This is a genomic window from Mycobacterium sp. SMC-19, from assembly GCF_045310815.1.
In the GTDB taxonomy this organism is placed as follows: Bacteria; Actinomycetota; Actinomycetes; order Mycobacteriales; family Mycobacteriaceae; genus Mycobacterium.
Genome location: NZ_JBJIAM010000005.1, coordinates 1 through 24,663, shown reverse-complemented (window position 1 = coordinate 24,663; position 24,663 = coordinate 1). Strand labels below are relative to the sequence as shown.

The 24,663-nt window shown below is 69.6% G+C and carries 22 protein-coding genes; 8 read left to right on the top strand and 14 right to left on the bottom strand.

All coding sequences use genetic code 11. The annotated features are described in order from the left end of the window. Positions 1 to 51: 51 nt before the first annotated feature. Entirely contained in the window at positions 52 to 1,071 is a 1,020-nt protein-coding gene (locus ACJH5R_RS12290) for a PDZ domain-containing protein (RefSeq protein WP_406757596.1), read from the bottom strand. 100 nt (positions 1,072 to 1,171) lie between these two features. Between ACJH5R_RS12290 and ACJH5R_RS12285 the strand changes: the two genes are divergently transcribed. Beyond that, on the top strand, positions 1,172 to 2,512 hold the full coding sequence (locus tag ACJH5R_RS12285) for a zinc-dependent metalloprotease (protein WP_406782037.1): 1,341 nt from the start codon (positions 1,172 to 1,174) through the stop codon (positions 2,510 to 2,512). 15 nt (positions 2,513 to 2,527) lie between these two features. On the opposite strand, the gene ACJH5R_RS12280 is transcribed toward ACJH5R_RS12285, so the two are convergent. Beyond that, the gene (locus tag ACJH5R_RS12280; protein ID WP_406757598.1) at positions 2,528 to 3,394 is read right to left on the bottom strand and encodes a lysophospholipid acyltransferase family protein; all 867 of its coding nucleotides are present in this window, start codon (positions 3,392 to 3,394) and stop codon (positions 2,528 to 2,530) included. A 47-nt stretch (positions 3,395 to 3,441) separates the two neighbouring features. Here ACJH5R_RS12280 and ACJH5R_RS12275 point away from each other — a divergent pair, with 47 nt between their 5' ends. From ACJH5R_RS12275 to ACJH5R_RS12265, 3 genes are read left to right on the top strand one after another with little or no spacing between them, the layout of a single operon-like run. Continuing rightward, complete coding sequence (locus tag ACJH5R_RS12275; protein ID WP_406757599.1) at positions 3,442 to 4,017, top strand: TetR family transcriptional regulator; 576 nt, start codon at positions 3,442 to 3,444, stop codon at positions 4,015 to 4,017. A gap of 40 nt (positions 4,018 to 4,057) precedes the next feature. Further along, positions 4,058 to 4,945: a TOMM precursor leader peptide-binding protein gene (locus tag ACJH5R_RS12270; RefSeq protein ID WP_406782036.1), complete on the top strand. Its 888-nt coding sequence runs from the start codon at positions 4,058 to 4,060 to the stop codon at positions 4,943 to 4,945. 37 nt (positions 4,946 to 4,982) lie between these two features. Further along, positions 4,983 to 6,338: an ABC1 kinase family protein gene (locus ACJH5R_RS12265; RefSeq protein WP_406757601.1), complete on the top strand. Its 1,356-nt coding sequence runs from the start codon at positions 4,983 to 4,985 to the stop codon at positions 6,336 to 6,338. A gap of 12 nt (positions 6,339 to 6,350) precedes the next feature. Here ACJH5R_RS12265 and ACJH5R_RS12260 read toward each other — a convergent pair whose 3' ends face one another. Next, entirely contained in the window at positions 6,351 to 6,596 is a 246-nt protein-coding gene (locus ACJH5R_RS12260) for a WhiB family transcriptional regulator (RefSeq protein ID WP_406782035.1), read from the bottom strand. Between the two features lie 297 nt (positions 6,597 to 6,893). Beyond that, entirely contained in the window at positions 6,894 to 9,047 is a 2,154-nt protein-coding gene (locus ACJH5R_RS12255; protein WP_406757603.1) for an ATP-dependent DNA helicase UvrD2, read from the bottom strand. Positions 9,048 to 9,120: 73 nt separating this feature from the next. Here ACJH5R_RS12255 and ACJH5R_RS12250 point away from each other — a divergent pair, with 73 nt between their 5' ends. Continuing rightward, positions 9,121 to 9,369: a mycoredoxin gene (locus ACJH5R_RS12250; protein WP_024443678.1), complete on the top strand. Its 249-nt coding sequence runs from the start codon at positions 9,121 to 9,123 to the stop codon at positions 9,367 to 9,369. Positions 9,370 to 9,374: 5 nt separating this feature from the next. Here ACJH5R_RS12250 and nudC read toward each other — a convergent pair whose 3' ends face one another. The 4 genes from nudC to ACJH5R_RS12230 are packed head-to-tail and all read right to left on the bottom strand — an operon-like array spanning position 9,375 to position 17,944. Then, positions 9,375 to 10,298, bottom strand: coding sequence for an NAD(+) diphosphatase (gene nudC / locus ACJH5R_RS12245; protein WP_406782034.1), 924 nt, complete (start codon positions 10,296 to 10,298; stop codon positions 9,375 to 9,377). A gap of 52 nt (positions 10,299 to 10,350) precedes the next feature. Next, positions 10,351 to 11,427: a potassium channel family protein gene (locus ACJH5R_RS12240; protein ID WP_406757605.1), complete on the bottom strand. Its 1,077-nt coding sequence runs from the start codon at positions 11,425 to 11,427 to the stop codon at positions 10,351 to 10,353. A gap of 56 nt (positions 11,428 to 11,483) precedes the next feature. Then, positions 11,484 to 14,807, bottom strand: coding sequence for an ATP-dependent helicase (locus ACJH5R_RS12235; RefSeq protein WP_406782033.1), 3,324 nt, complete (start codon positions 14,805 to 14,807; stop codon positions 11,484 to 11,486). Further along, a complete protein-coding gene (locus ACJH5R_RS12230; protein ID WP_406782032.1) occupies positions 14,804 to 17,944 on the bottom strand; it encodes an ATP-dependent helicase in 3,141 nt (1,046 codons plus the stop codon). Before ACJH5R_RS12230 ends, ACJH5R_RS12235 begins: the two co-directional genes overlap by 4 nt. 58 nt (positions 17,945 to 18,002) lie before the next feature. On the opposite strand from ACJH5R_RS12230, the gene ACJH5R_RS12225 reads away from it, so the two are divergent. Both ACJH5R_RS12225 and ACJH5R_RS12220 read left to right on the top strand, forming a co-directional pair. Further along, positions 18,003 to 18,791 (top strand): alpha/beta fold hydrolase, encoded by a 789-nt coding sequence (locus ACJH5R_RS12225; RefSeq protein WP_406782031.1) that lies wholly within the window; start codon positions 18,003 to 18,005, stop codon positions 18,789 to 18,791. 11 nt (positions 18,792 to 18,802) lie between these two features. Next, on the top strand, positions 18,803 to 19,099 hold the full coding sequence (locus ACJH5R_RS12220; protein ID WP_406782030.1) for an MGMT family protein: 297 nt from the start codon (positions 18,803 to 18,805) through the stop codon (positions 19,097 to 19,099). Positions 19,100 to 19,192: 93 nt separating this feature from the next. On the opposite strand, the gene ACJH5R_RS12215 is transcribed toward ACJH5R_RS12220, so the two are convergent. The 3 genes from ACJH5R_RS12215 to ACJH5R_RS12205 form a co-directional block, all read right to left on the bottom strand. Next, a complete protein-coding gene (locus ACJH5R_RS12215; RefSeq protein WP_406758185.1) occupies positions 19,193 to 20,047 on the bottom strand; it encodes a TIGR02569 family protein in 855 nt (284 codons plus the stop codon). Positions 20,048 to 20,138: 91 nt separating this feature from the next. Beyond that, a complete protein-coding gene (gene moeZ, locus ACJH5R_RS12210; protein WP_406758184.1) occupies positions 20,139 to 21,332 on the bottom strand; it encodes an adenylyltransferase/sulfurtransferase MoeZ in 1,194 nt (397 codons plus the stop codon). A 98-nt stretch (positions 21,333 to 21,430) separates the two neighbouring features. Beyond that, positions 21,431 to 22,465 (bottom strand): DUF3152 domain-containing protein, encoded by a 1,035-nt coding sequence (locus ACJH5R_RS12205; protein ID WP_406758183.1) that lies wholly within the window; start codon positions 22,463 to 22,465, stop codon positions 21,431 to 21,433. 202 nt (positions 22,466 to 22,667) lie between these two features. Here ACJH5R_RS12205 and ACJH5R_RS12200 point away from each other — a divergent pair, with 202 nt between their 5' ends. Next, positions 22,668 to 23,354, top strand: coding sequence for a TetR/AcrR family transcriptional regulator (locus ACJH5R_RS12200; RefSeq protein ID WP_406758182.1), 687 nt, complete (start codon positions 22,668 to 22,670; stop codon positions 23,352 to 23,354). Here ACJH5R_RS12200 and ACJH5R_RS12195 read toward each other — a convergent pair. The 3 genes from ACJH5R_RS12195 to ACJH5R_RS12185 all read right to left on the bottom strand — a co-directional run bounded on the left by ACJH5R_RS12195 (position 23,344) and on the right by ACJH5R_RS12185 (position 24,556). Then, complete coding sequence (locus ACJH5R_RS12195) at positions 23,344 to 23,598, bottom strand: DUF3107 domain-containing protein (protein WP_406758181.1); 255 nt, start codon at positions 23,596 to 23,598, stop codon at positions 23,344 to 23,346. The genes ACJH5R_RS12200 and ACJH5R_RS12195 overlap by 11 nt on opposite strands. 101 nt (positions 23,599 to 23,699) lie before the next feature. Then, complete coding sequence (locus ACJH5R_RS12190) at positions 23,700 to 24,107, bottom strand: VOC family protein (RefSeq protein WP_406782029.1); 408 nt, start codon at positions 24,105 to 24,107, stop codon at positions 23,700 to 23,702. Between the two features lie 5 nt (positions 24,108 to 24,112). Then, positions 24,113 to 24,556 carry a helix-turn-helix transcriptional regulator gene (locus ACJH5R_RS12185; protein WP_406782028.1) on the bottom strand — a complete coding sequence of 148 codons (444 nt, stop codon included), beginning with the start codon at positions 24,554 to 24,556 and terminating at the stop codon, positions 24,113 to 24,115. Between the last annotated feature and the right edge of the window lie 107 nt (positions 24,557 to 24,663).

Sequence of the window (24,663 nt, the reverse complement as noted above, 5' to 3'; positions counted from 1 at the left end):
ACGCTCCCTAGCTCAGTTGTTCCTGACGGCCCCACTGTAGCCAACGAAGTCTCAGCAAGAGGGCGGCTGACCTCCGTCGGTGATGGTTCGCAGCGCGCCAACCGCCTGGGCGAGGTTGTCGACCTTGACCAGTTGCAGACCCTTGTCGTCGTTTCTGGCTTCGTAGCAGTTGTCGGCCGGGACCAGAAACACCGTCGCGCCGGCCTCGCGGGCCGCCATCATCTTGTGCGCGATCCCGCCGATCGAGTCGACCTGGCCGTTGGCCTTGATGACCCCGGTGCCGGCAACGAAATTCGGCCCGGCCAGGGTGCCGGTGGTCAGCTTGTCGACGACGGCCAGCGAGAACATCAGCCCCGCCGACGGGCCGCCGATGTTGGCGAGGTTGAAGTCGATGGTGAACGGCGCCCACGGCGCATCGAGGACGGACACGCCCAGGAATCCGTTGGCGCGGTCCTTGTTCTCTCCGAGCGTAATCCGCGCCGTACCGGGCGCGGCGTTCTTGCGCCGGTAGTCGATGACAACCGTCTGGCCCGGCTTGGTGTCGGCCAGCCGCGCGGTGAACTGCTGCACGGTGTAGACCGGTTCGCCGTCCACGGCGTCCACGGCATCGCCGCGCTGCAGCGCGCCGGCCGACGGTCCCGGGTCGTGGACGTCGGCGAGGGTGACCGCTGACGGGTAGCGCAGGTAGCCCAGCGCGGCATACTCGGCGCTCTGCTCGGACGCACGGAAGTCGGCGTCGTTGCTCTCGTCGACTTCCTGACGGGACTTGCCGGGCGGATATACCAGGTCACGAGGCATGAGCTGCTCACGTCCGGACAGCCACAGAGCCAGCGCCTCCCCCAGTGTCAGACCGTCGCGCTGGGACACCGTGGTCATGTTGAGGTGACCGGTCGTCGGGTGCGTGGTGGTCCCCTCGATGTCGACCACCTGCTTGCCGTCGATCATCCCGAGGGTGTCGAACGTGGGTCCCGGCCCCAAGGACACGAACGGCACCGTCACCGCCGTCAGCAGCACGCCGAATGCGATCACCGGCAGCACAGCCGCCAACAGCGTCAGAATCCGCCTGTTCACCCCGGGTATGGTAAACGGCCGCCGCCCAGGCGGTAACGGCCCGACCGCCGGTGGCGGCGTGTCGTACCGCCGGAGGTTGCCGGTGAGTACGGTTGTGTCTATGGCTGATCTGCCCTTCGGTTTCTCTTCCGGGGACGACCCCGACCGCGAGCGAGGCTCCGGGCCCACCGACCCGTTCGGTATGGGTGCTGGCTTCAACATGGCCGATCTGGGTCAGGTTTTCACCCAGCTCGGGCAGATGTTCAGCGGCGCCGGCCGGGTGAGTGCCGACGGCCGACCAGCCGGGCCGGTCAACTACGACCTGGCACGACAGGTCGCGACCAAGTCCATCGGTTCGGTCTCGCCCGTCACCGCGTCGACCGCGACCGCCATCGGCGACGCGGTGCACCTGGCCGAGACCTGGCTCGACGGCGCCACCTCGCTACCGGCCGGCACCACCAGCGGGGTCGCCTGGACGCCCGTGGACTGGGTCGAGCACACCATGACCACCTGGCAGCGACTGTGCGACCCGATGGCCGAACAGGTTTCGTCGGTGTGGGCGTCGGCACTGCCGGAAGAGGCCAAGAGCATGGCCGGCCCACTGTTGTCGGTGATGTCGCAGATGGGCGGGTTGGCGTTCGGTTCCCAATTGGGCCAGGCGCTGGGACGGCTGTCCGGAGAGGTGCTGACCTCGACCGACATCGGCCTGCCGCTGGGCCCCAGCGGGGTGGCCGCGCTGCTGCCCGGTGCGATCGAGGAATTGGCCGGCGGGCTGGAACAGCCGCGCAGTGAGATCGTCACCTTCCTGGCCGCCCGCGAGGCCGCCCACCACCGGTTGTTCACCCACGTGCCGTGGCTGTCCAACCAGTTGCTCAGCGCTGTGGAGGCCTACGCCCGGGGGATGAAGATCGACATCCGGGGCATCGAGGAACTGGCGCAGGGCTTCGATCCGGCGGCGATGACCGACCCCTCGGCCATGAACGAGCTGCTCAACCAAGGCGTGTTCGAGCCCAAGTCGACTCCGGAGCAACTCGCCGCACTGGAGCGCCTCGAGACCCTGCTGGCCTTGATCGAGGGCTGGGTGCAGACCGTGGTCAATGCGGCGCTGGGCGACCGCATCCCGGGCACCGCCGCACTCTCGGAGATGCTGCGCCGGCGACGGGCCACCGGTGGCCCGGCCGAGCAGACGTTCGCCACCCTGGTTGGTCTGGAACTGCGACCGCGCAAGCTGCGCGAGGCCGCCGTGCTGTGGGAGCGGTTGACCACGGCGGTCGGATCCGACGCTCGCGACAAGGTGTGGCAGCACCCCGACCTGTTGCCCGAGTCCTCCGATCTCGACGAGCCGGCCGCGTTCATCGACCGGATCATCGGTGGCTCCAGCGACGTCGACTCGGCCATCGACCAGGCGATTGCGGAGTTCCAGCGCGAGGCCGGCAACAAAGGCGACGACACCGACGACTGAGTCGCGGCCGCCAGATCAGTTAGGTACTGGTGGTGAGACTGCGTGCCGCCAAGCTAACGGATTGAGGTGCCGGTAGGGATCCTCGGCGCGGACGTCCAGCAGCTCGGCCAAGATCCGCTCGAGCGACTGCTGAGTCGACTCCCGCACGGTGGCAACCCATTTCTCGCTCGAGACGCGGTCGGGCTTGCTGGTGTCGATGGGGGCGCCGAAGCGCAAGTACATCCGCTGCGGGCGCGGGATAAGGGTGGGGCCGATGCCGTGCTGCAGGGGGATGGCCATGTCCGGCGGGCCTGAAAGCCGGCGGGAAACAGCCGTGCTGAAGCGCTCCCAGCTGCCACCGCGACGACTCAGACTTCGATAGACGTCATCGCCACCGACCAATCCGACGGGCACGATCGGATAGTCGTGTTCGACTGCGAGGCGGGCGAAACCGGCCCGGCCCTGCCAGCGCAGCGTGTACTCCTCCCCCTTGAATTTGGGAATCTCGCGACCGCCTCCGGGGAACACCAGAATGGGCTCGCCTCGGCGCATCAGTTCGCGGACGGGTTCGGGCGCGCCTACCAGCGCCCCCGCAGCGGCGAGTAGATCCCGCGCCGGGCCCCGCATGCGCCCGAACTGCCGGTCGGTCAGTGGCCGGACTCGTTTGCCGATCGCCCGCCGAACATGGAACGGAATCAACAGGGCTTCCACACTGACCTGAGTGTGATTGCCTACCAAGAGAAATCGGCCATCGGCGGGTAGGTTGTCGAGCCCCTCGACGTAGGGTCGGTATGCCTCGACGACGGGTGTGACCGCGTCGGCAACGGCCTCCACCGCCCGCCGCATGGCCTCGACTCGCGGCGGGTGGTTCAGGATCGCGTCAGTGTCATGGAGCACGTGCATGTCCTCACATTACAGAACGAACTAGTTCGTATGGTTATGATCTTGCTGTGAGGAGGAGCGCCACCGAACTGCGTGACCAGATATTGGACGCCGCCCGCGTCGAGTTCGCTCGCCATGGGCTTGCCGGCTCGCGCATCGACCGCATCGCCCGCGAGGCGCACGCCAGCAAGGAACGTCTCTACGCCCACTTCGGCGACAAGGAAGCACTGTTCCGAGAAGTGGTGGCCACCGACGTGGCGGCCTTCTATCGGTCGGTCACTCTTCGGCCCGACGCGGTGCCCGAATTCGCCGGCGACGTCTACGATTTGGGCAGAGGCCGCCCCGAGCACCTTCGCATGATCACCTGGGCGCGCCTGGAAGGCCTGGCCCTCGACGAGCCCCACGCCGACGGGCAGGCGATCTTCGAGCACGCGATCACCGCCATCGAAACCGCCCAGGCCGACGGGCACGTCGACAGCTCCTTTGAACCCCTCGATCTGCTGGCCCTGCTGTTCGGGATCGGCCTGGCCTGGGCCCACTCCCCCGACCCCTACGAAACCCTCACCGACCGCACCGTCATCGCACGCCAACGCGGCGCGGCTGTGGAGGCCGCCCGGCGCATCGTTGCGCGCCCCTGTGGATGACGGGAGGGTTGTTGCCACCCGGCATGGCAGGGTCGCGTGCGTGAGAAGGGTTGGTTCCGAGACCGCCACCTACACCCTCGATCCGGCTCTGCCGGTGTTGCTGCGCCCCGACGGTGCTGTGCAGGTCGGCTGGGATCCGCGGCGCGCCGTGCTGGTGCAGCCGCCACGGGGGCTGAGCACGGCCGCGCTGGCCACTGTCCTGCGCGTGATGCAGATCCCGACCACCGGCGCCGCGCTGCACCACGAAGCCGCCCAACACGGCGCGGTGGACACCGCGGAGCTGGACGCCCTGTTAGCCGCGCTGGTGACGGCGGGTGTCGCAGTCCGCGGCGCCGGGCCGCGCCGTCAGTGCCGCACGGTCTCGCTGCGGGTGCACGGCCGCGGCCCCTTGTCGGATCTGCTGGTCGAATCGCTGCGCTGCTCGAGCGCCGTGGTCCAGCACAGCAGTCATCCGCACGCCGTTGTGAGCACCGCCGGGACCGATCTGGTGGTGCTGGCGGACTACCTGGTCTCCGACCCCAGGCTGATACGTGAACTGCACGCCGAGCGGGTACCGCACCTGCCGGTGCGGGTGCGCGACGGCACCGGAGTGGTCGGCCCGCTGGTCTTGCCGGGGGTCACCAGCTGCCTGGGGTGCGCCGACCTGCACCGGCGGGACCGGGACGCCGCGTGGCCCGCGGTGGCCGCGCAACTACGTCATACCGTCGCCCACGTCGACCGGGCCACCGTGCTGGCAACGGCGGCTTTGGCACTGGGCCAAGTCGACCGGGTGATCGCGGCAGTGCGCGGGACGGCAGCCGGTGCGGGCCTGGCCGCTCCCCCGACGCTGAACGCCACCCTGGAGCTGGACCTGGCCGCCGGATCGATCGTGACCAGGCGCTGGGTCCGGCACCCGCTATGCGATTGCCGAGGCCTGGATCGGCACTGAAGATTGTCACCGCGGTGACCGGCACCACAACGACGTCATGGATGATGGACAGGTGTCAGAAATCAAACGCGGAAGCGCAGCGCGCAATGCGAAGCTGGCCAGCCTGCCCGTCGGCTTCGCCGGCCGGGCAGCACTCGGGCTCGGGAAACGGCTGACCGGCAAGTCCAAGGACGAGGTCACCGCCGAACTCATGGAGAAGGCGGCCGACCAGTTGTTCACCGTCCTCGGTGAGCTCAAGGGCGGCGCCATGAAGGTGGGCCAGGCCCTGTCGGTGATGGAAGCGGCCATCCCCGAGCAATTCGGCGAGCCCTACCGGGAGGCGCTGACCAAGCTGCAGAAGGACGCACCGCCGCTGCCCGCGGACAAGGTGCACCGGGTGCTCGACGCACAGCTGGGCACCAAGTGGCGGGAACGGTTCACCGACTTCGACGACACCCCCATCGCCTCGGCCAGCATCGGCCAGGTGCACAAGGCGGTGTGGGCCGACGGCCGTCCCGTCGCAGTCAAGATCCAGTACCCCGGCGCCGACGAGGCGCTGCGGGCCGACCTCAAGACGATCCGGCGGTTGACCGGCGTCTTCAAACAGCTGGCACCCGGCGTCGACGTCAAGGGCGTCGTCGACGAGCTCATCGAGCGCACCGAGATGGAGCTGGACTATCGGCTCGAAGCCGACAACCAGCGCATCTTCGCCAAGGCCTACGCCGGCCACCCGCACTTCCAGATTCCGAACGTGGTGGCCAGCGCCCCCAAAACGGTGATCCAGGAGTGGATCGACGGCGTCGGAATGGCCGAGATCATCCGCAACGGCACCGTCGAGCAGCGTGACCTGATGGGAACCCGGCTGGCCGAATTCACCTGGGACGCGGCGCGCCGGCTGGAACTGATCCATGGCGACGCTCACCCCGGCAACTTCATGCTGATGCCGGACGGCCGGATGGGCGTGATCGACTTCGGCGCGGTGGCACCGATGCCCGGCGGTTTCCCGCCGGAACTGGGCGCCGCGGTGCGCTACGCCCGGGACAAGGACTACGACAAGGTCATCGAGACCATGCGCCAGGGCGGCTTCATCCAGAAGGGCCAGACCGTCTCGGTGCGCGAGATCGACGAGATGCTGCGCCAGCACGTCGAGCCGGTGGAAGTCGAAGTGTTCCACTACACCCGCAAGTGGCTGATGCGGATGGCCGGCAAGCAACTGGAGCGGCCGGTCGAGCAGCTCAAGACCGCCCGCCAGCTGGATCTGCCGCCCAAGCTCGCGATGCCGATGCGGGTGCTCGGGTCGACCACGGCGATCATGTGCCAGCTCGATGCCCACGTGCCGATCAAGCGGCTTTCCGAGGAACTGGTGCCGGGCTTCACCGACCCCGAAGACGCCGCGGCCAGTCCCTCGTCCTGATGCTGCGGCCGCTCACGCGGCCACCGGCTCCTTACGGGGGCGGCCACGAGGCCGTTTGCGACCGATGACACTGCCCCGGTCGAGGATCTCGCCGCCCCACACACCCCACGGCTCGGCGCGCTGCAACGCCGCTGCCAGGCACTGCTGGCGGATCGGGCACTGAGCGCAGCGCGCCTTGGCCCGCTCCAGATCGGCCGGGTCGTCGGCGAACCACAGATCGGGATCGCTCTTACACGGCAACTTGAGGGTTCTCGACATGATGTATCTGCTTTCCGGTCGGTTCGTGGGGTTCGGATCCGGGCCGGTCGGCGGGCCGCCGAGCGAAAAAATGGCCACGGATCCTGGTCGGGTCCGTGGCCATCGGGGATGGGGCTGCTGTTAGGGCGAACCCCGATGCACGGACGCGTCTACGGCGGCGGCGGCATGGCGCGCCGCCGCCTCGGCAGCGGCGGCATGGCGCGCGCCGGCTACCCGCAGGACGTTGATCGTGGTCATGGGTTCCGAGGCTAGCCGCTCGGCCCACCGATCCACAACCGAATTACCGCCCGCGGCGGCTCAACCCCGGTTGCGGACCAGTTCCAGCACGTCGGGGCCGAACTGTTCCAGCTTGCGCGCGCCGATGCCCGGGATGGCCACCAGGGCGGCCTCGTCGCCGGGCAGCATCTCGGCGATCGCGGTCAGGGTGTTGTCGGAAAAGACGATGTAAGCCGGCACTTTCAGCTCGGTTGCGGTGCGCAGGCGCCAGTCCTTGAGCGCCACCAGCAGCTCGGTGTCGACGTCGGCAGCGCAGGTCTCGCAGCGGCTGAGCATGATGGCCGCCGGAGTGGCCAGCGCCTTATTGCAGACGCGGCAGTACTTCGGGGCACCACGAGCCCGTCGCTTGCCGGGGGTGGCAGTGGCGTCGGCCTGCGGGGCAATACCGCTGAGGAAACGCGACGGCTTGCGGCCGGCCCGCCCGCCGGGGGCGCGGGCCAGCGCCCAACTCAGCGTGAGGTGGATCCGGGCCCGGGTGACGCCGACGTAGAGCAGTCGGCGTTCCTCTTCGACTGCCTCGCTGTCCGCGCCGTGCGCCAGGGCGTGCGAGATGGGCAGGGTGCCGTCGGCGAGACCGACCAGAAACACCGCGTCCCACTCCAGCCCCTTGGCGGCGTGCAGTGACGCCAAGGTGACGCCCTGCACCGTCGGCGGGTGACGAGAGTCAGCGCGCATCCGCAGTTCGGTCAACAGCGCGGGCAGATCGAGGTCGGGGCGTTGCGCCACCTCGTCGTCGACAAGTTCGGCCAGTGCACCGAGGGCCTCCCAGCGTTCGCGCGCCTTGGCCCCGCTGGGTGGTTCGGTGGTCAGACCGAGCGGTTCCAGCACACCGCGCACGATTTCCGACAGCGGCGACCCGCTGCGCCCGGCTTCGCCGCGCTGGCGATAGCCGCCCTCGGGTAGCGGCCCGTCCGCTCCGCGCTCCGCCGCCCGCTGCAAGGCGATCAGCGCCTGGCGGATCTCCTGGCGGGTGAAGAAACCCTCCCCGCCGCGCACCTGATACGCGATGCCGGCCTCGGTCAGTGCCTCCTCGTAGACCTCTGACTGCGCGTTGATCCGATACAGCACGGCGATCTCGGCCGCAGCGGTGCCGTCGTGGATCAGCCGGGCGATGGATTTGGCTACCGCCGCGGCCTCGGCGACCTCGTCGGGATGCTCCCGAAAGACCGGCGCCGGGCCGGGTTCGCGCTGACCGATCAGCTTCAGTTTGCTGCCGGACACCCGCCCACGCGCGGCGGCGATCACCCGGTTGGCCAGCGACACCACCTCGGGGGTGGACCGGTAGTCGCGCTCCAGGCGCACCAGCGCGGCGTCCGGGAACCGGCGGGTGAAGTCCAGCAGATAGCGCGGCGAGGCACCGGTGAACGAATAGATGGTCTGGTTGGCGTCGCCGACCACGGTCAAATCGTCGCGCTCCCCCAGCCAAGCCGACAGCACCCGCTGCTGCAGCGGGGTGACGTCCTGGTATTCGTCGACGACGAAGCAGCGGTAGCGGTCCCGGAATTCGGCGGCCACCGCCGCGTCATTCTCGATGGCGGCGGCGGTGTGCAGCAGCAGGTCGTCGAAGTCGAGCATCGCCACTTCGCCGCGGGCCTTCAGCGCCTCATACCCGGCGTAGACGTCGGCCAGCTTCGCGGCGTCCAGCGGGGTGTCGCGGCCGGCCGCGGCCACCGCCTCGGGATACTGCTCCGGCCCGATCAGCGATGCCTTGGCCCACTCGATCTCGCCGGCCACGTCGCGGACGTCGTCATTGCTCAACCGCAGGCCGGCGTGGCCGGCGGCGCGGGCGACCACCCCGAACTTGCGGTCCAACAGTTCCCAACCGGTGGCGCCGACCACCCGCGGCCAGAAATAACGCAACTGCCGCCGGGCGGCCGCGTGGAACGTCAGCGCCTGAACTCCGCCCACCCCGGCGGCCGCTCCCGCGCCGGCCGCCGAACCCAGGGCACGCAGCCGCGACCGCATCTCGCCGGCGGCACGCTGGGTGAACGTCACCGCCAGCACCTGTCCGGGCGCAACGTGCCCCCCGGCGACCAGCTGGGCGATGCGGTGGGTGATGGTGCGGGTCTTGCCGGTCCCGGCGCCGGCAAGAACGCAGACCGGGCCACGCGGCGCCAGCACCGCAGCACGCTGCTCCTCGTCCAGGCCGGCGATCAGCGCATCCATGGCGTCCATCTTGGCAGGCACCCCCGACGGCCCCGGACGCCGATTCGGGAATCATCGGGTGACCTATTAGGTTTGGGGAGTTATGAACCAGCTCGTCATGTACACGACCCAATGGTGTGGCTACTGCCGGCAGCTCAAAGCGTCGTTGAAGAAGCTCGAGATCGACTACGAGGAGATCGACATCGAGCTGGACCCGACGGCGGCGGAATTCGTCAGCTCAGCCAACGGCGGCAACCGCACGGTGCCGACGCTGCGCTTCGCCGACGGCTCGACGCTGACGAACCCGACCGGACGTGAGGTCAAGGCGAAGCTGGAGCGCCTGGGCGGCTAGATCCGTCAGGTCGATTCGGCCCACGACTCGATAATGGTCCGAGCGATCGAGATCGACCCGGGCAGCAGCAGTTTGGCATCCGGGTCGCCGCTGTTCCACGCCCCGGCGGACAGCGCGGCCCGCACCTCGTCACGGGTGAACCAGGCCGCCTCGGTGATCTCGCCGTCGCTGAACACGAAGGTCTGGCCCGGGTCGGCGACGGCGTGGAAGCCGACCATCAGTGACCGCGGGAACGGCCACGGCTGGCTGCCCAGATAGGTCACATCGCGCACGGTCAGCCCGACCTCTTCGTGCACCTCACGAACCACGCAGGTCTCGAACGACTCGCCGGCCTCGACGAAGCCCGCCAGCAGCGAGAACATCCGGACCGGCCAGTTGTGCTGGCGGGCCAGCACCACACGGTCGTCGCCGTCATGCACCAGGCAGATCACCGCCGGGTCGATGCGCGGGAACTCCTCGACGCCGCTGACCGGATTGGCTCGCGCCCAGCCGCTGCGCACCGGCTTGGTCGGCGTGCCGTCGACGGCCGAAAACCTGGCATTGTCATGCCAATTCAGCAGCGCGATGGCCGACGACACCAATTGGGCGCTGACGTCGTCGAAGATGTCGCCGGTGGCACGGATGTCCAGCACCGAGACGTCGGCACCGGCCGGGGCCTGCAGCGCGCCGCGAATGGCCCAGACGTGTCGACCGTCCTCGACACGGCCCAGAAACACAGCATCCGATGGCGGTGTATCGCCCACTTCCCGGGCCTCTTGCAGCACCACCCGGCCGGCGGCGACCAAGACCTGGTTGCGGGGATCGACCCGCAGCAGCGCGGCAGACGACCACCCGGCGACGGCCGCGTCGGTGTCGGTCCGCAACTGGTCGGCGCGATCCGCCCCAACCCGCGAGAGCAGGGGCACCTGGCGCAGCTGAAAGTTGCCCATCATTGCACCCCGTGTCGACTCGCCGCGTCCGGCGTCGCCGCGCTTGCGCTCGTCACTGGTTGGTCACCGTACGCACGTAGAGCAACCGGTCGCCGGCCTCGATGGCATCGACCTCGGGTGCATCCAGTCGCAGCAGCCGCCCCTCGCGGACCAAGGCGAGGACAATCTCGTTGAGATGTTTGGCCGATCCGCCGACTTCCTGCTGTTCCACCTCGCGTTCGGCGATGGCGTAGCCGGCGTCCGGGGTGAGCAAGTCCTCGATGATCTCGACCACGTTGGGCGTGGTGGTGGCGATGCCGAGCAGCCGTCCGGCGGTTTCGGAGGACACCACCACCGAGTTGGCGCCGGACTGTTCCAGCAGATGTTGGTTCTCGGCCTCCCGAATGGCCGCCACGATGGTGGCCTGTGGCGCGATCTCGCGGGCGGTCAAGGTGACCAAGGCGGCGGTGGCATCCGAGCCGGTGGCCACCACGATCGCCGATGCACGCTGGGCGCTGGCCAGCCGCAGTACGTCCGATCGGGTCGCGTCGCCGTCGACCGTCACCAGCCCGGCGCTCTTGGCGCGCTCGAGCACGGCACGGTCGTTGTCCACCACGACGATGTCGCTGGGGGTGGTCTCGTCGTCGCCGAGCATCGCGGCGATCGCGGTCTTTCCCTTGGTTCCGTACCCGATGACGATGGTGTGGTCGCGCACTCTTTTCCTCCAACGCTGAATGCGGAATGCCTGCTGGGAAGTCTCGGTAAACGCCTCCACGGTCGTTCCGACCAGCAAGATCAGGAAGGCGATCCGCAGCGGAGTGATGATCGTGACGTTGATCATGCGGGCGAACTCGGTGACCGGCGTGATGTCGCCGTACCCGGTGGTCGACAGCGTCACCGCCGAGTAATACAGGCAGTCCAGGAAGCTCAGCCGGTCGCCTTGCACGTCCTGGTAGCCGTCGCGGTCGACGTAGACCAGCAGCGTGGACACCAGCAGCGCCGCCAGTGCAATGGCGGTGCGCCGGTAGACGATGCGACCGGGGCTGTATTGCCCATGAGGGATGCGCAGCACCCCGACAAGCGCGTGGCTGGGTTGGGCGGTCAGCGTCTCGTCGAGACGACGCAACCGCCGCCAGCTAGCTCCCGCCACGACGGGCGGTCATCGGTCGCACCTGACGCACGGACCCACTGTAACCACACGTGTCCTCAGCTGTTGAGCAGCGCGGCGAGCTCAGCCCGTTCGGGCAGTTCTTCGACGACGACGGTGGCCCCGGTGCGCACGTAGTGGAAGGCGGCTCGCACCTGTGATTCCGGGCAGCCGGTCAACGCGGCCCAGGCCAATCGGTAGACGCCGAGCTGTACGGCGGCGTGCCGGCGTGCCTCGGGCCCATCGGGCGGCGCACCGGTCTTCCAGTCCACCACGGTGACGCCACCGTCGCGATCGGCGAACACCGCGTCGATCCGGCCGCGCACCACCCGGCTGCCGATAGCCATCTCGAACGGCACCTCAACGGCGGTGGGAGTACGGGCCGCCCACGGCGATTCCAGGAAAGCCGCCTGCAGACGTGCCAGCTCCTGCGCATCGGCGCGGGCGGTGTCGGCGTCGGCCGCGCCGGGCAGATCTTCGAGCTCGAAAAGCCGCTCGGCCCCATAGAGTCGCTGGACCCAGTCGTGAAAGGCAGTGCCCAACAACGCATGCGGGTCCGGCCGGGCCGGAAGCCGGCGACTCAGGCGCTGGCCTGCGCCGGCGGGGTCGCGGCTCAACTCCACCAGGCCGCTCACCGAGAGCTGGGTGGGCAGGGTGCGGGCCTGCTGCGTGGCGGTCGTGGCTCGCTCTGCCAACAGCGCGTCGACATCGGCGGCCCACGAACTGACCGAGGCTGCGCCGTCCTGGGGGTCGCCGGCCTGCAACTCGGCGGCGACCAGTGCGGCCCCGCGTTCGACATCACCGCGCCGGCCGGTCAGCGGGTCGACTGGCCAGGTTCCTTCGTTTACGGTGTCGCACAACGGATTTTTCTCTCCATCGGCCGGCGCCTCCGCCCAGCGCTCGACCGATCCGCAAGGCGTCCCGGCCTCGGCCGAGCGATCCATCACCGCCTTGATCTCGGTGAGGAAGTCCGACGGGCCGCGCGGCTTTGTCTCGCCCTGGCCCCAGTGGTGGCCAGAGACCAGCAGGGTGTCCTCGGCGCGGGTGACGGCGACGTAGAGCAGCCGGCGCTCTTCGTCGACCCGCCGCTGATCCAGGCGGCGCTGGTGTTCGGAGATGGCGTCGGACAATTGCTTTCGGTTGGTGACCGCGCCGGTGTCGAGCAGCGGGACGCCATGATCGCCCGGTCCCAGCTTCGCCTCTCCTCCGTCGAGCCTCGCTGAACCGCCGGGCTGCGCCCGGTCGCCGCGCAGCAGCGGTGGCAGTTCGGCGGCATCGGAGAGCCAGCTGCGTCGCGACGCGGTCGACGGGAAAACCCGCGCCACCAGGTGCGGTACCGCGACCACCTGCCATTCCAGTCCCTTGGCGGCATGCACCGTGAGGATCTGGACGCGGTCGGCAGCGACCGCCGGTGCTGCCGGCGCCAGCCCGTTCTCCACCACGGCGGCGGCGTCCAGGTAACCCAGCAGACCTGGCAGAGCGGCGGGCGCCCCGGCGCCGTCCGCATAGCCTGCCACCACGTCGGCGAAGGCGTCCAGCTGTTCGGTGCCGGCCGCACTTGCCGCCACCGGCTGCGCGGCGAGTACCTCGCAGTCCAGGCCGAGCACCCGACGTACCTCGGCGACCAAGTCGGGCAGCGGATGCCACAGGTGCCCGCGCAGCAGGGTCAGTTCCTCGGCAAGGGTGACGATGCGCCGGTACCCGACGGCCGAATAGCGCTCTGCCGGTCCGGGATCGGCGAGCGCGTCGGCCAGACACGCGGTATCGGAATCGGGCCCGGCCGGTGCAGCGATCTCGGCAGCCGAGACCGGCGCGGTCGACTGTTCGGGCCGGGCCAGCTCGGCGGCGCGCCGCCACAGCGCGGCCAGATCGGCGGCGCCGAGCCGCCATCGTGGGCCGGTCAGCACCCGCATCGCCGCGGCGCCGGCGGTCGGCTCCTGGATCAGTCGCAGCATCGCCACCAGATCGGCAACCTCCGGCACCGACAGCAGTCCGGCCAGCCCGACCACCTCCACCGGGATACCTCGGGCGCGGATCGCCTCGGCCAGTGGCGCGGCATCGGCGTTGCGCCGCACCAGCACAGCGGCCGTGGGCGGGGGCACGCCGTCGGTATCGGCTTGCCGGTAGCACCGCTGCAATGCCTCGGCGACCCACTCGTCCTCGGCGACTACGTCGGACAGCAGCGCGACCCGCACGTCACCGGGGGGCGCGGCCGGGCGCGGCCGCAGCGATTGCACCGTGACGGAGCGCTGACGTGCCTCAGCGGAGATCTCGTTGGCCAGTTGCAGCACTTCCGGCGGGTTGCGCCAGCTGGTCCGCAACTCCAGGGTGGGTGCCGGGCTGCCGTCGGACAGGGGGAAGTCGGTGGCGAATCGGGGCAGGTTGGTTGCCGAGGCGCCGCGCCAGCCGTAGATCGACTGGATCGGGTCGCCCACCGCGGTCAACGCCAGGCCATCGTCGGCGCCGCCGCCGAACAGCGACGACAAGGCGATGCGCTGGGCATGACCGGTGTCCTGATACTCGTCGAGCAGCACCACCCGGTAGGTGGCGCGCAACCGCGCGCCGACGGCCTCGTTGGATTGCGCAAGCCGAGCGGCCGTGGCCATCTGTGCCCCGAAGTCCATGGCCCGTTCCGTCCGCATGCGTTGGTGCAAGGCGTCGATCAGCGGCACCAGCTCGGCACGTTCGGTCTGGGTATCGAGCATCTTGAGCAGCGACTGGGTGGGTTCGGCGCGCTGGCGAGGGCCCGGCGGCAGGGTGTGCACCAACCGCTCCAATTCCAGGTGGGTGTGGCGCAGGGCGTCGGTGTCCACCAGGTGTTCGGCCAGTTGCCCGGCCAGCCGCAACACCATCGCGGTGACGGCGGCGGGATCCCGGTCGGTGTGCAGTTCCCCCGGATAACCGCTGACCACGTCGAACGCCAACTGCCACAAGCCGGTCTCGGTGAGCAGCCGGGTGTCGGGCTCGATTCCGAGCAGCAGCCCGTGCTCGCGCAGCAGCGCGCCGGCGAAGGCGTGGTAGGTGCTCACCACAGGTGTTGTCGCCGGGGCACCATCGAGCCTCGCCGAACCGCCGGGTTGGTTCGGTTCGGCCGCCACCAGTCCCGCACCGGCCAACCGCGCCAGCCGGGATCGCACCCGGCGCAGCAGTTGGCCGGCCGCCTTGCGGGTAAAGGTCAGCCCGAGGACCTGGCCGGGGTGGGCATAGCCGTTGGCAACCAGCCACACCACCCGGGCAGCCATCGTCTCGGTCTTGCCGGCGCCCGCGCCGGCGATCACCACCAGGGGACCCGGCGGGGCGGCGATGACCGCGGCCTGCTCCTCGGTGGGTTGGTGTAACCCGAGCGCGGCCGCCAGTTCGGCGGGGTCGTAGCGGTTTCTCATCCCCCGCACCCGCCGTTGTGGGCGGGGCAGATCGGCCGGACCGGGCAGTGCCGGCAGCCGTCGTTGACGCGGGCGGTGAACTGCGGCCCGGCGGTGGCCGCGGCCGCCTGCCCGATCCGCTCCCGCCATTGCCCACCGGTGTCGGGCGTGAGGGGATCCTGTTCGCGTTCGGTGGCGCCGACCGGTCCGGGTTTGGCGGGATAGACCAGGCGGGCGCCACCGGGTTGCTCGTCGGGCCCGATGAGCCCGGCCTCGACCGCCAATTGGTAGACGGCCAGCTGTGCGTGCTGTTGTGCGTCGTCCTTGCTGGCCGGGGTCTTCGCGGTCTTGACGTCGACGACTACCAGCCGGCCGGCGGCGTCGCGTTCGACCCGGTCGATCCGGCCGCGTAGCCGCACCCCGTCATCACCGGCGTCGATCACTCCATCGAAGGCGATCTCCGTGCCGACTTCGGTGAGCTCGCCACGGGTTTGCGCCCGCCATGCCAGGAAAGCCTCGATGATGGCGCGATGCCGGTCGTGTTCGTTGGCCGAATACCACTGCGACGCGAACGGCAGCTGCTGCCAGGCGCGGTCCAACTCGGCGAGCAGTTCCTGCGGGCTGCCCGCCGATTCGGCGACCAGCGCGTGTACCACCGATCCGATCGTCGAGCGCAGGTCGCGGCCATCGGTCCCGCCGTGGCGTTCGGCCAACCAGCGCAGCGGGCAGTCCAACAGGCTCTGCAGCGCCGACGGCGACAGGGTGACCGGTCCGCCGCCGGGGTGCCACAGCGGCTCCTCGGTGCTCAGCGGTGCCGCGCCGTACCAGCTCTGCGGGTCGGCGCCGGGCACCCCGGCCCGGGCGAGCCGCGCCAATTGCGTTGCCGCGTCGGCGCGTTCGGAATCGCTTACAGCTGCCTCCGGTGCGCAGACCACGGCGCGCAGTCGGCCCACCAATCCGGCTGCGGACAGCACCGGCGGGGAAACCACCGGTGCAGCCGGTGCCGTTGGCACGTCACCGGTGGCGCAGGCCGTGAGTTCGACGAAGAACTCCGACGGGATCTGCTCCTCGGCGCCGCCGTCCCCGTCGCCGTCGACAGCGGTGATCAGCAGCCGGCGCCGGGCCCGACCCAGCGCCGCCACCAGCAGCCGTCGCTCCTCGGCAAGCAGCGGGGCGCGGGCCGAGACCTCTTCCCCGAAGCCCTGCAGGGTGTCCAGCAGCCGCTGGGTTCCCAGCACGCCGCCGCGCGGAACGGTGTTGGGCCACAGTCCTTCCTGGACGCCGGCGATGACCACCAGATCCCATTCGCGCCCGAGCGCGGCGTGCGCACTGAGCACACCCACCGCCTCGGTGCCCGGCACGGAATCGGGGCGCGGCGCCGCCAGTTGCATGGCGGTGACGTACTCGACCAGCCCGGTCAGGGTGGCGCCGGCGGTGCGGGCCACGTACTGCTCGGCGAGGTCGAACAGTGCGGTCACCGCGTCCAGATCCCGACCGGCTTGGGCGCCGGACGGACCGCCGCGCTCGGCAGCCGACAGCCAACGTTGTTGCAGCCCTGAGCGATTCCAGGCCTGCCACAGCGTGTGGTGCGGATCGCGGCCGTCGGCATGGCTGCGGGCCGCGGCCTGCAGCACCGCCCGAACCCTGCGCAGCGCGCGGGTGTGCGCGGCCGGCAGCTCGACAGGCGCACCGGTGAGCACCCCCGCGAGGCGGTCGCCGGGTTCATGCGGCGATTGCAGTCCGGCCGTACCGCGGCGCAGGGTGCGCTGCAGTTGCCGCAGCGAGATCGGGTCCACCCGCCCGATCGGCCCACTGAGCAAGGCCAACGCCCGAGCGCCGTCCACCGCGTCGGCGGTGCACTCCAGCACCGTGAGAAGGGCGGCCACCGCGGGCTGTTCAGCCAACAGTCCACCGCTGGCCGGCAGCGTGACCGGGATCCCGGCGGCGGCCAGGGTGCGCGGTAGCCGCGCGGCCGCCCGCGGCACGGACCGGACGATCACCGCCATCTGCGACCACGGCACCCCGTCGATCAGGTGCGCGCGCCGCAGGGTGTCGGCGATCAGGGCGGCCTCGGCGTGGCTGGTGGCCGCCGTGCGCACGCTCACCGCCCCGGCGCCGGTCCCGGTGCCCTCGATCCGGCGGGTGGCGCTGGTGCCGGGCAGCCGCGCGGCGACGGCGCTGATAGTCCGGGCCACCGCCGGCGCGCACCGATGCGACGTCGTCAGCGTCAACGCGGGGACCGTGGCCCCGTCGGACTGCGCGTCGTCGGCCAGCAGGACGGTGGGTTCAGCGCCGCGGAATCCGAACACCGCCTGATCGGGGTCGCCCGCGATCACCGTCCGGTGCACGCCGGCGGCCAGCACCCGCACCAACCGGGCAGCCTGCGGGTCGAGTTGCTGCGCGTCGTCGACCAAGAGCAACCGGATCCGGCTGCGTTCGTCAATGAGCAGATCCGGGTCGGTCGCGAATGCCTCCAGCGCCGCCCCGACCAATTCCGCGGCGCCCAGCGCCGGCGTGGTCGCCTGGGGCGCCGCGGTACCGACCGCGGCACGAAGCAGCATCACCTGCTCGTACTGCTGGGCGAACCGGCCCGCGGCTGTCCACTCCGGGCGGCGGCAGCGCTTACCCAACCTGGCCAGCTCGGCCGGGTCCACACCGCGTTCGGCGCAGCGTGCCATCAAGTCGCGCAGTTCGGTGGCGAAGCCGTCGGTGGCCAGTGCCGCGTGCAACGACGGCGGCCAGGCGCCGGCACCATCCCCGGCGAGCAGCTCACGGATCACGCTGTCCTGCTCGGCACCGGTGACCAGCCGCGGCGGGGTGGCCTCAGCCCGCCGGGCGGCGCGCTGGAGCACCGCGAAGGCGTAGCCGTGCACGGTGCGCACCAGCGGTTCCCGGATCACCTGGCTCGCCGCGGGCCCCCCGGCCGCCAGCAACGTCGCGGTCAGCGCTCCACGGTCCGCCGCGGGAAGCCGGCCCGACCCGGTCAGCAGCAGCACCGAATTCGCGTCCACGCCCGCGGCGACGTGGGCGGTGGCCACCTCCACCAGCAGGCGGGACTTGCCGGTGCCCGGCCCCCCACGTACCTGCACAACGCCACGCGCACCCGGATCGAGAACCGCGGCGACCTGCGCGGTGGACGATCCCCAAACTTGTGGCATGCCGCCTATAAGAGCACTGCCCTCCGACAAGTGCGGGCGCGGCTGGCACCATCGACGGGTGAATCCCGATCATCGACTGCATGTGCACCGCTACGGCCCGGACGGACCAGTGGGTCTGCTGGCAGTCCACGGGCTGACCGGTCACGGGGCACGCTGGCGCTACGTGGCCGAGCAACTGCCCGACATCGCGGTCGCCGCGCCAGACCTGATCGGCCATGGACACTCGTCGTGGGCGGCCCCGTGGAGCATCGACGCCAACGTCGCGGCGCTGGCGGCGTTGCTGGAGGGCACCGCGCACGGCCCGGTCCCGGTGGTCGCGCATTCCTTCGGCGGTGCGATAGCGCTGCATCTGGCCGCGGCGCGCCCCGACCTGGTCGATGCACTGATCCTGCTCGACCCGGCGATCGGCCTGGACGGTGAGTGGATGGCCACGATCGCCGCCGCGATGCTGGCTTCCCCCGACTACCCCGATGCCGCGGAGGCTCGGGCCGAGAAGGAGAACGACGCGTGGTCCGACGTGGATCCCGGCCTGCTCGACGTCGAACTCGACGAGCATCTGATCGCGCTGCCCTCGGGCCGCTTCGGGTGGCGGATCAGCGTGCCCGCGGTGATGTCGTACTGGAGCGAGTTAGCTCGCGCCGTCGTGCTGCCGCAAGCCACGCCGACCACCGTTGTGCGGGCCACCCGCACCTCGCCACCGTATGTGGAAGCGGCCCTCATCGAGGGTCTGCGGGACCGGCTGGGCGCGAACTTCCAGCTGGTCGACTTCGACTGCAATCACATGGTCGACCAGGCCCGTCCCGCCGAGGCTGCCGCCGTGATCCGCGCGCAGCTGGCCCGGCGCTAGGAGCGCAGTCCGTGGCCGCCGTCACCGACGAACAGGTCGAGCTGGTGCGCGCACTGATCATCAGCGTGCCTGCCGGCCGGGTCACCACCTATGGCGACGTCGCTTCCGCGGCAGGGCTTTCCAGTCCTCGCATCGTGGGATGGATTCTGCGGATCGACGGCACCGACCTGCCCTGGCACCGGGTGGTCCCGGCGTCGGGACGGCCGGCGGCACACTTGCGCACCGAGCAGCTGGAACGCCTTCGCGCCGAGGGAGTGCTGGCCGTCGACGGGAAAGTGGATCTGCACACGCTGCGACACCGGTTCTGACGGCGGCACATTCGGCGAGCGTGTACTCAGACCGAACGATCGGCCGAAATCCCGTGCTGAGTACACGTTCGGCGAGAAACGAGAAACGAGAGGCTAGAGCGCCAGGCGCACCAGCGCCGCCGTGCGGGCCAGCCCGGGGAACGCCTCCTCGGTCGAGCGCGGGTGCAGCGCATGTACTGCGAGTCGGAACATCAACGCCCGCAGCAACATCTGCGGCCACTCGGGCATCGTTTCCCAGCGTTCGATCAGCCCGTCGTCGGCATCACCCCACGACAGGGCATCCACCACCACCACCCCGGCAGCCCACGAGGCCGGCCGCCAGTACGGCGTGATGTCGGTGATGCCGGGCGCCGCGGCGCCGGAGAACAGCACCGTGCCATACAGGTCGCCGTGCACCAACTGGCTGGGGCTCTTGGTGGGTTTGCGCAAGGTGGCCAGCTGGTTGATCAGGTCGATCGACCGCTGACCGTCCACCGAGCCCGGGGCCAGCCGGGCACCGGCCTGCAGCGAGGCGAACGGCCGTTCCTCCCAGGCGGCCCGGTCCGCGGCGATGAACACGTCGACGTCGGCCCAGGGCGCCACCGGCGCCTGGGTCAGGAAACGGGGCCGCTCCAACTTGGAAGTGGCTTCGTGCAGCCGAACCGCCGCCGACACCACCTCGTCGTGGCGCGGCTCGGGGCTGCCGCCGACGAAGGTGTCTGCTCGCCAACCCGACACCACATAGCGTCCGTCGGTGGAGCGCACCGGGCGGGCCAGGCGGATGCCGTCAGCGAACAGCGTTTCGCGTACTTTCGCCGACCACGCGGCCCTGGCATGGTCGGCGACCATCGACAGGACAACTTCCCCGCACCTCCAGCCGTCTTCCCAGCCGGCACCGAGCGGAGTGGGCGAAACGTTGCGAATACCGAACGTCGCCAGCACATGTTCGGGCGGCGGCTCGATGGTCACGCGATAAGACTAACCGCGGTGATCGCAAGCACGGCGGAGCCGGGCGCGGCGGGTCACCGCCCTATGCACGGTTTCACCGGGTCTCTGGCGCCTAGTACATGACCATGTCGGGCTGCATCTGCTTGGCCCACGCCACAATTCCGCCCTGCAGATGGACTGCATTGGCAAATCCGGCTTTCTTCAGGGTGGCCAGGGCCTCGGCAGAGCGGACACCGGTCTTGCAGTACAGCACCGACATTCGGTCCTGCGGAAGCTTTGCCAGGCCCTCACCGGTGTTGATCGTCGACTGCGGGACCAACTGCGCACCCTCGATACGGTTGATCGCCCACTCTCCGGGCTCGCGCACGTCGATCAGCGTCAACGGTTGACCGGAGTCCAGCAGCTCGCGCAGCTCGGCCGGGGTGATCGCTGACCCGGCGGCCATTTCGGCGGCCTGTTCGGAGAGCGCGCCGCAGAATGCGTCGTAGTCGATCAGCTCGGTGATCTTCGGCGTGGCGGGGTCCTTGCGGATCGCGATGGTGCGGTAGCTCATCTCCAGGGCGTCGTAGATCATCAGCCGGCCCAGCAGCGGTTCTCCGATACCGGTGATCAGCTTGATCGCTTCGGTGCCCATCACCGACCCGATCGAGGCGCACAGCACCCCGAGCACACCGCCCTCGGCGCACGACGGCACCATTCCCGGCGGCGGCGGTTCGGGGTACAGGTCGCGGTAGTTCAGGCCGCGCTCATTGCCGGCCTCATCGGCCGGGGCGTCCTCCCAGAACACCGACACCTGGCCCTCGAAGCGGTAGATCGATCCCCAGATGTAGGGCTTGTGCGCCAACACCGCTGCGTCGTTGACCAGGTAGCGGGTGGCGAAGTTGTCGGTGCCGTCCAGGATCAGGTCGTATTGCTCGAACAGCTCGACGGCGTTGGACGCCTCCAGCCGCACCTGGTGCAGCTGCACCCGTACGAGCGGGTTGACCTCGGCGATCGAGTCACGGGCGCTTTCGGCTTTCGCGCGGCCGATGTCGGAGATCCCGTGGATGACCTGGCGCTGCAGGTTCGATTCTTCGACGACGTCGAAGTCGACGATCCCGATGGTGCCGACGCCGGCGGCCGCCAGATACAGCAGCGTCGGCGCACCCAGTCCGCCGGCGCCGATCACCAGCACGCGGGCGTTCTTGAGCCGCTTCTGCCCCTGCACGCCGACGTCGGGAATGATCAGGTGCCGGCTGTAGCGCGCCACTTCATCCCTGGTCAGCTCGCCGGCCGGTTCCACCAGCGGCGGCAGTGAATTCGGCACCGGGCAATCTCCTCAACGTCGCGTCCGCCAATCCATCACAGCAGCTGCTGGGGGCAACGACAAACCGCGGGGAACCCTTCCCACGGCAGCTGACCGGCTCAGGCGATCGGCGAGGGCCAGGGGTTGAAGCGGCAGGTCTTTCCATCGGGCTTGACCCAGTCCGGGTCGAACTTCGCCGCGTCGTCGTTGGAGGTGCCGAACGTCTGCTGCATCATCACCGGCGCCAGCCCGTCCTGCTTGTCGCACGGCTCATGGTGCTGATAGCCGATAGCGTGACCGACCTCGTGGTTGATCAGGTATTGCCGATAGGACCCGATGTCGCCCTGGAAGGGCACGGCACCGCGAACCCAGCGGGCTTCGTTGACGAACACCCGTGGCTCCGACCTTGCCCCGTAGGACGGGTTGTAGCAGGACGCTTCCAGCGGAATCTCGTAGCCGCAGCCCTCCCGGACCGTGATCGGCGACGTCAGCGAGATGCGGAAATCCGGGGTGATCGGGCTGCTGCCGTCGACCCGCACGAACCCGATCTGCGGGGTGTGCGTCCAACCCTTGGGGTTGCGCAGGGTCTGGTCGACCATCCGGGCGAAAGCCTCGTCGCCGCCGAACGCGGTGGTGTCGATGCCGTTCTCCACCTCGATGGTGTAGGCGAACACCTTCTCGGTGCCTTGACCGAATTCGGGCTCCGTTCCCGGTATGACGTGCCAGGACATGTCGCCGGCTTCGGTGAACGGGCCGCCGTTGGGCAGCACGCCGGTCGGCAGGTTGACGTCGAACTCGGTGAGGCCGCGCGGCGGCGCACCGATGATCGAAGTACCGGCCGATCCGATCGTCGGCGGGCCCTGGACTGTGTCGTCGGCGGCCTGAGTGCGCACTCCCGTGCCGGTCACCGTCTGATACACCACCACGACGGTGAGAGCCATGAGCACCGGCAGCGCGTAGGCGCGCCAACCATAGGTGGACACGAACCTGCCCAGCCACGACTGCTTGCGCCACTGGCGGTGCACATCACGGTCGGAGCGCAGCCGCCCGGCACCGGCCGCGAGTGGGTCACGCTGGGCGCGCAGGGGCTCGCGGAAGCGATCCCGCAGCACCGGGGCTCGACCGCCGCCGCTTCGCCCCGGGTCGTAGGTCACCGTCCCAGAATGGCACAAGGTCTGCGAGCTGGGACTCTGCGGCACGCCAGGAGGGTGCTGCGGGGACTTCGAAATGCTGATCGGCAGCGGACTGGCGGATGTCGCTGGTGGAAGTGACGGCTGCAGCGCGTAGTCTCGCTCTCACGCACCGGCCGTCGCGGACCCAGTCCCAGGCGTCCGGCCGAACCAGATTGAGGAGTCGATGAGCAAACCGATCGACACGGCAGAACGGGACGGCGCCCAGCCGTCCGGCCGCCGCTCGAGCGGCGCCAAGGCGTCGACTGGGGGCGGCCGTCGGGGCAGCCGGCTACCCCGCGACGAGCGACGCGGTCAGCTGCTGATCGCCGCCAGCGATGTATTTGTCGACCGCGGCTACCACGCTGCCGGCATGGACGAGATCGCCGAGCGGGCCGGCGTCAGCAAACCGATCCTCTACCAGCACTTCGCGTCGAAGCTGGAGCTGTACCTGGCGGTGCTGGCCCGGCACGTGGAAAACCTGGTCTCCGGTGTCCGTCAGGCACTGCGGACCACCACCGACAACCGCCAGCGGTTGCGTTCGGCGGTGCAGGCATTCTTCGACTTCATCGAGCACGACAGCCAGGGCTACCGGCTGATCTTCGAGAACGACAACGTCGCCGAGCCACAGGTAGCGGTCCAGGTGCGGGTCGCCACCGAGTCGTGCATCGACGCGATTTTCGACCTGGTCAGCCGTGACTCCGGCCTGGACCCGCACCGCGCCCGGATGGTCGCGGTGGGGTTGGTCGCGATCAGCGTCGACTGCGCCCGGTACTGGCTGGACAGTGACCGCCCGATCTCCAAGGACGATGCCGTCGACGGGACGGTGGCGTTCGCCTGGGGCGGTCTGTCACACGTGCCGCTTACGCGGTAGCGGCGTCGGCACCGATCCCGAAACCGACCCGGCGGCTGTCGGCCACGCCGATCTCCACGTAGGCGATCTTGGCGGCCTGCACCAGGTAGCGACGGCCCTTTTCGTCGGTGAGGGACAGCAGTCCCGCGCTCTCCGCGCCCTTGCCCAACGCGGCGCCGACCAGCTTCTCGACTTCATCGGGCGTCTGCGCACTGTTGATCACCAGTTCGCGCGCGCTGTCGGTGACCCCGATCTTGACCTCCACGCCGGCCCCTTTCGTTTGCGTTGGGCGTTGCTAAGCAGGCTAGTGGACGGGCGCCCGGTTGGTGCGCACCGGACTGTTCGCCCTCGGCGATAACGGACTTCTCAGCGTTGTTGAATGCGAACCATGTTGCCGGCGGGATCACGGAAAGCGCAGTCTCGCACGCCATATGGCTGCTGCGTCGGCTCTTGGACCACTTCGGCGTCCGTCGCCTGCAGCCGATCGAAGACGCCGTCAAGATCGTCGGAGGCCAGCAGAAGCGTGCCGTAGGTCCCCTTGGCCATCATTTCGGCGATGACGCGGCGCTCCTCGTCGGTGATCCCGGGGTTGGCCGCCGGCGGACACAAGACGATCGAGGTGTCGGGCTGATTGGGAGGACCGACCGTGATCCAGCGCATCGTGCCTTTACCGACATCCAAACGCACCTCGAAGCCCAGCGCGTCGCGGTAGAAGGCGACGGAGGCTTCCGGATCGTCGTACGGCAGGAAACTCGAGTGAATGGTGATGTTCATAGCGGTCACGGTAAGTGCAGCGCGCCGGCCGGGGCTTCTCGATTCCTGATCGGTCTGGTGACCTGCTTCTCCAGGCACGACGGGATGCCCTCGGTGAGGTGCCTGGTCTCCGCCCGATAGCGGCTCGGTGGCATCCCGACAAGTTCGGTGAAGCGGGTGCTGAACGTCCCCAGTGAGGAGCAGCCGACCGTGAAACAGACCTCGGTGACGCTCATGTCCCCGCACCGCAGCAGTGCCATCGCGCGTTCGATCCGCCGGGTCATCAGGTAGGAGTACGGCGATTCGCCGTAGGCGAGCTTGAATTGTCGCGACAAGTGCCCCGTGGACAGGTGAACGTCGCGAGCCAGTGCTTCCAGGTTCAGCGGTTGGGCGTAGTCCCGGTCGATCCGGTCCCGAACGCGCCGCAGCCGCGCAAGGTCACGCAGGTCCTGGGCACGCCCGCCGGTCACCCGCTGACATTATCGCGGCGACGCGCTAGGTGTACTGCCCAGGCAGGTTGGTCAACCTGGTGATGGGCGGAATCTTGCCGATCGCGGAGTGTTGCCGATGGTGATTG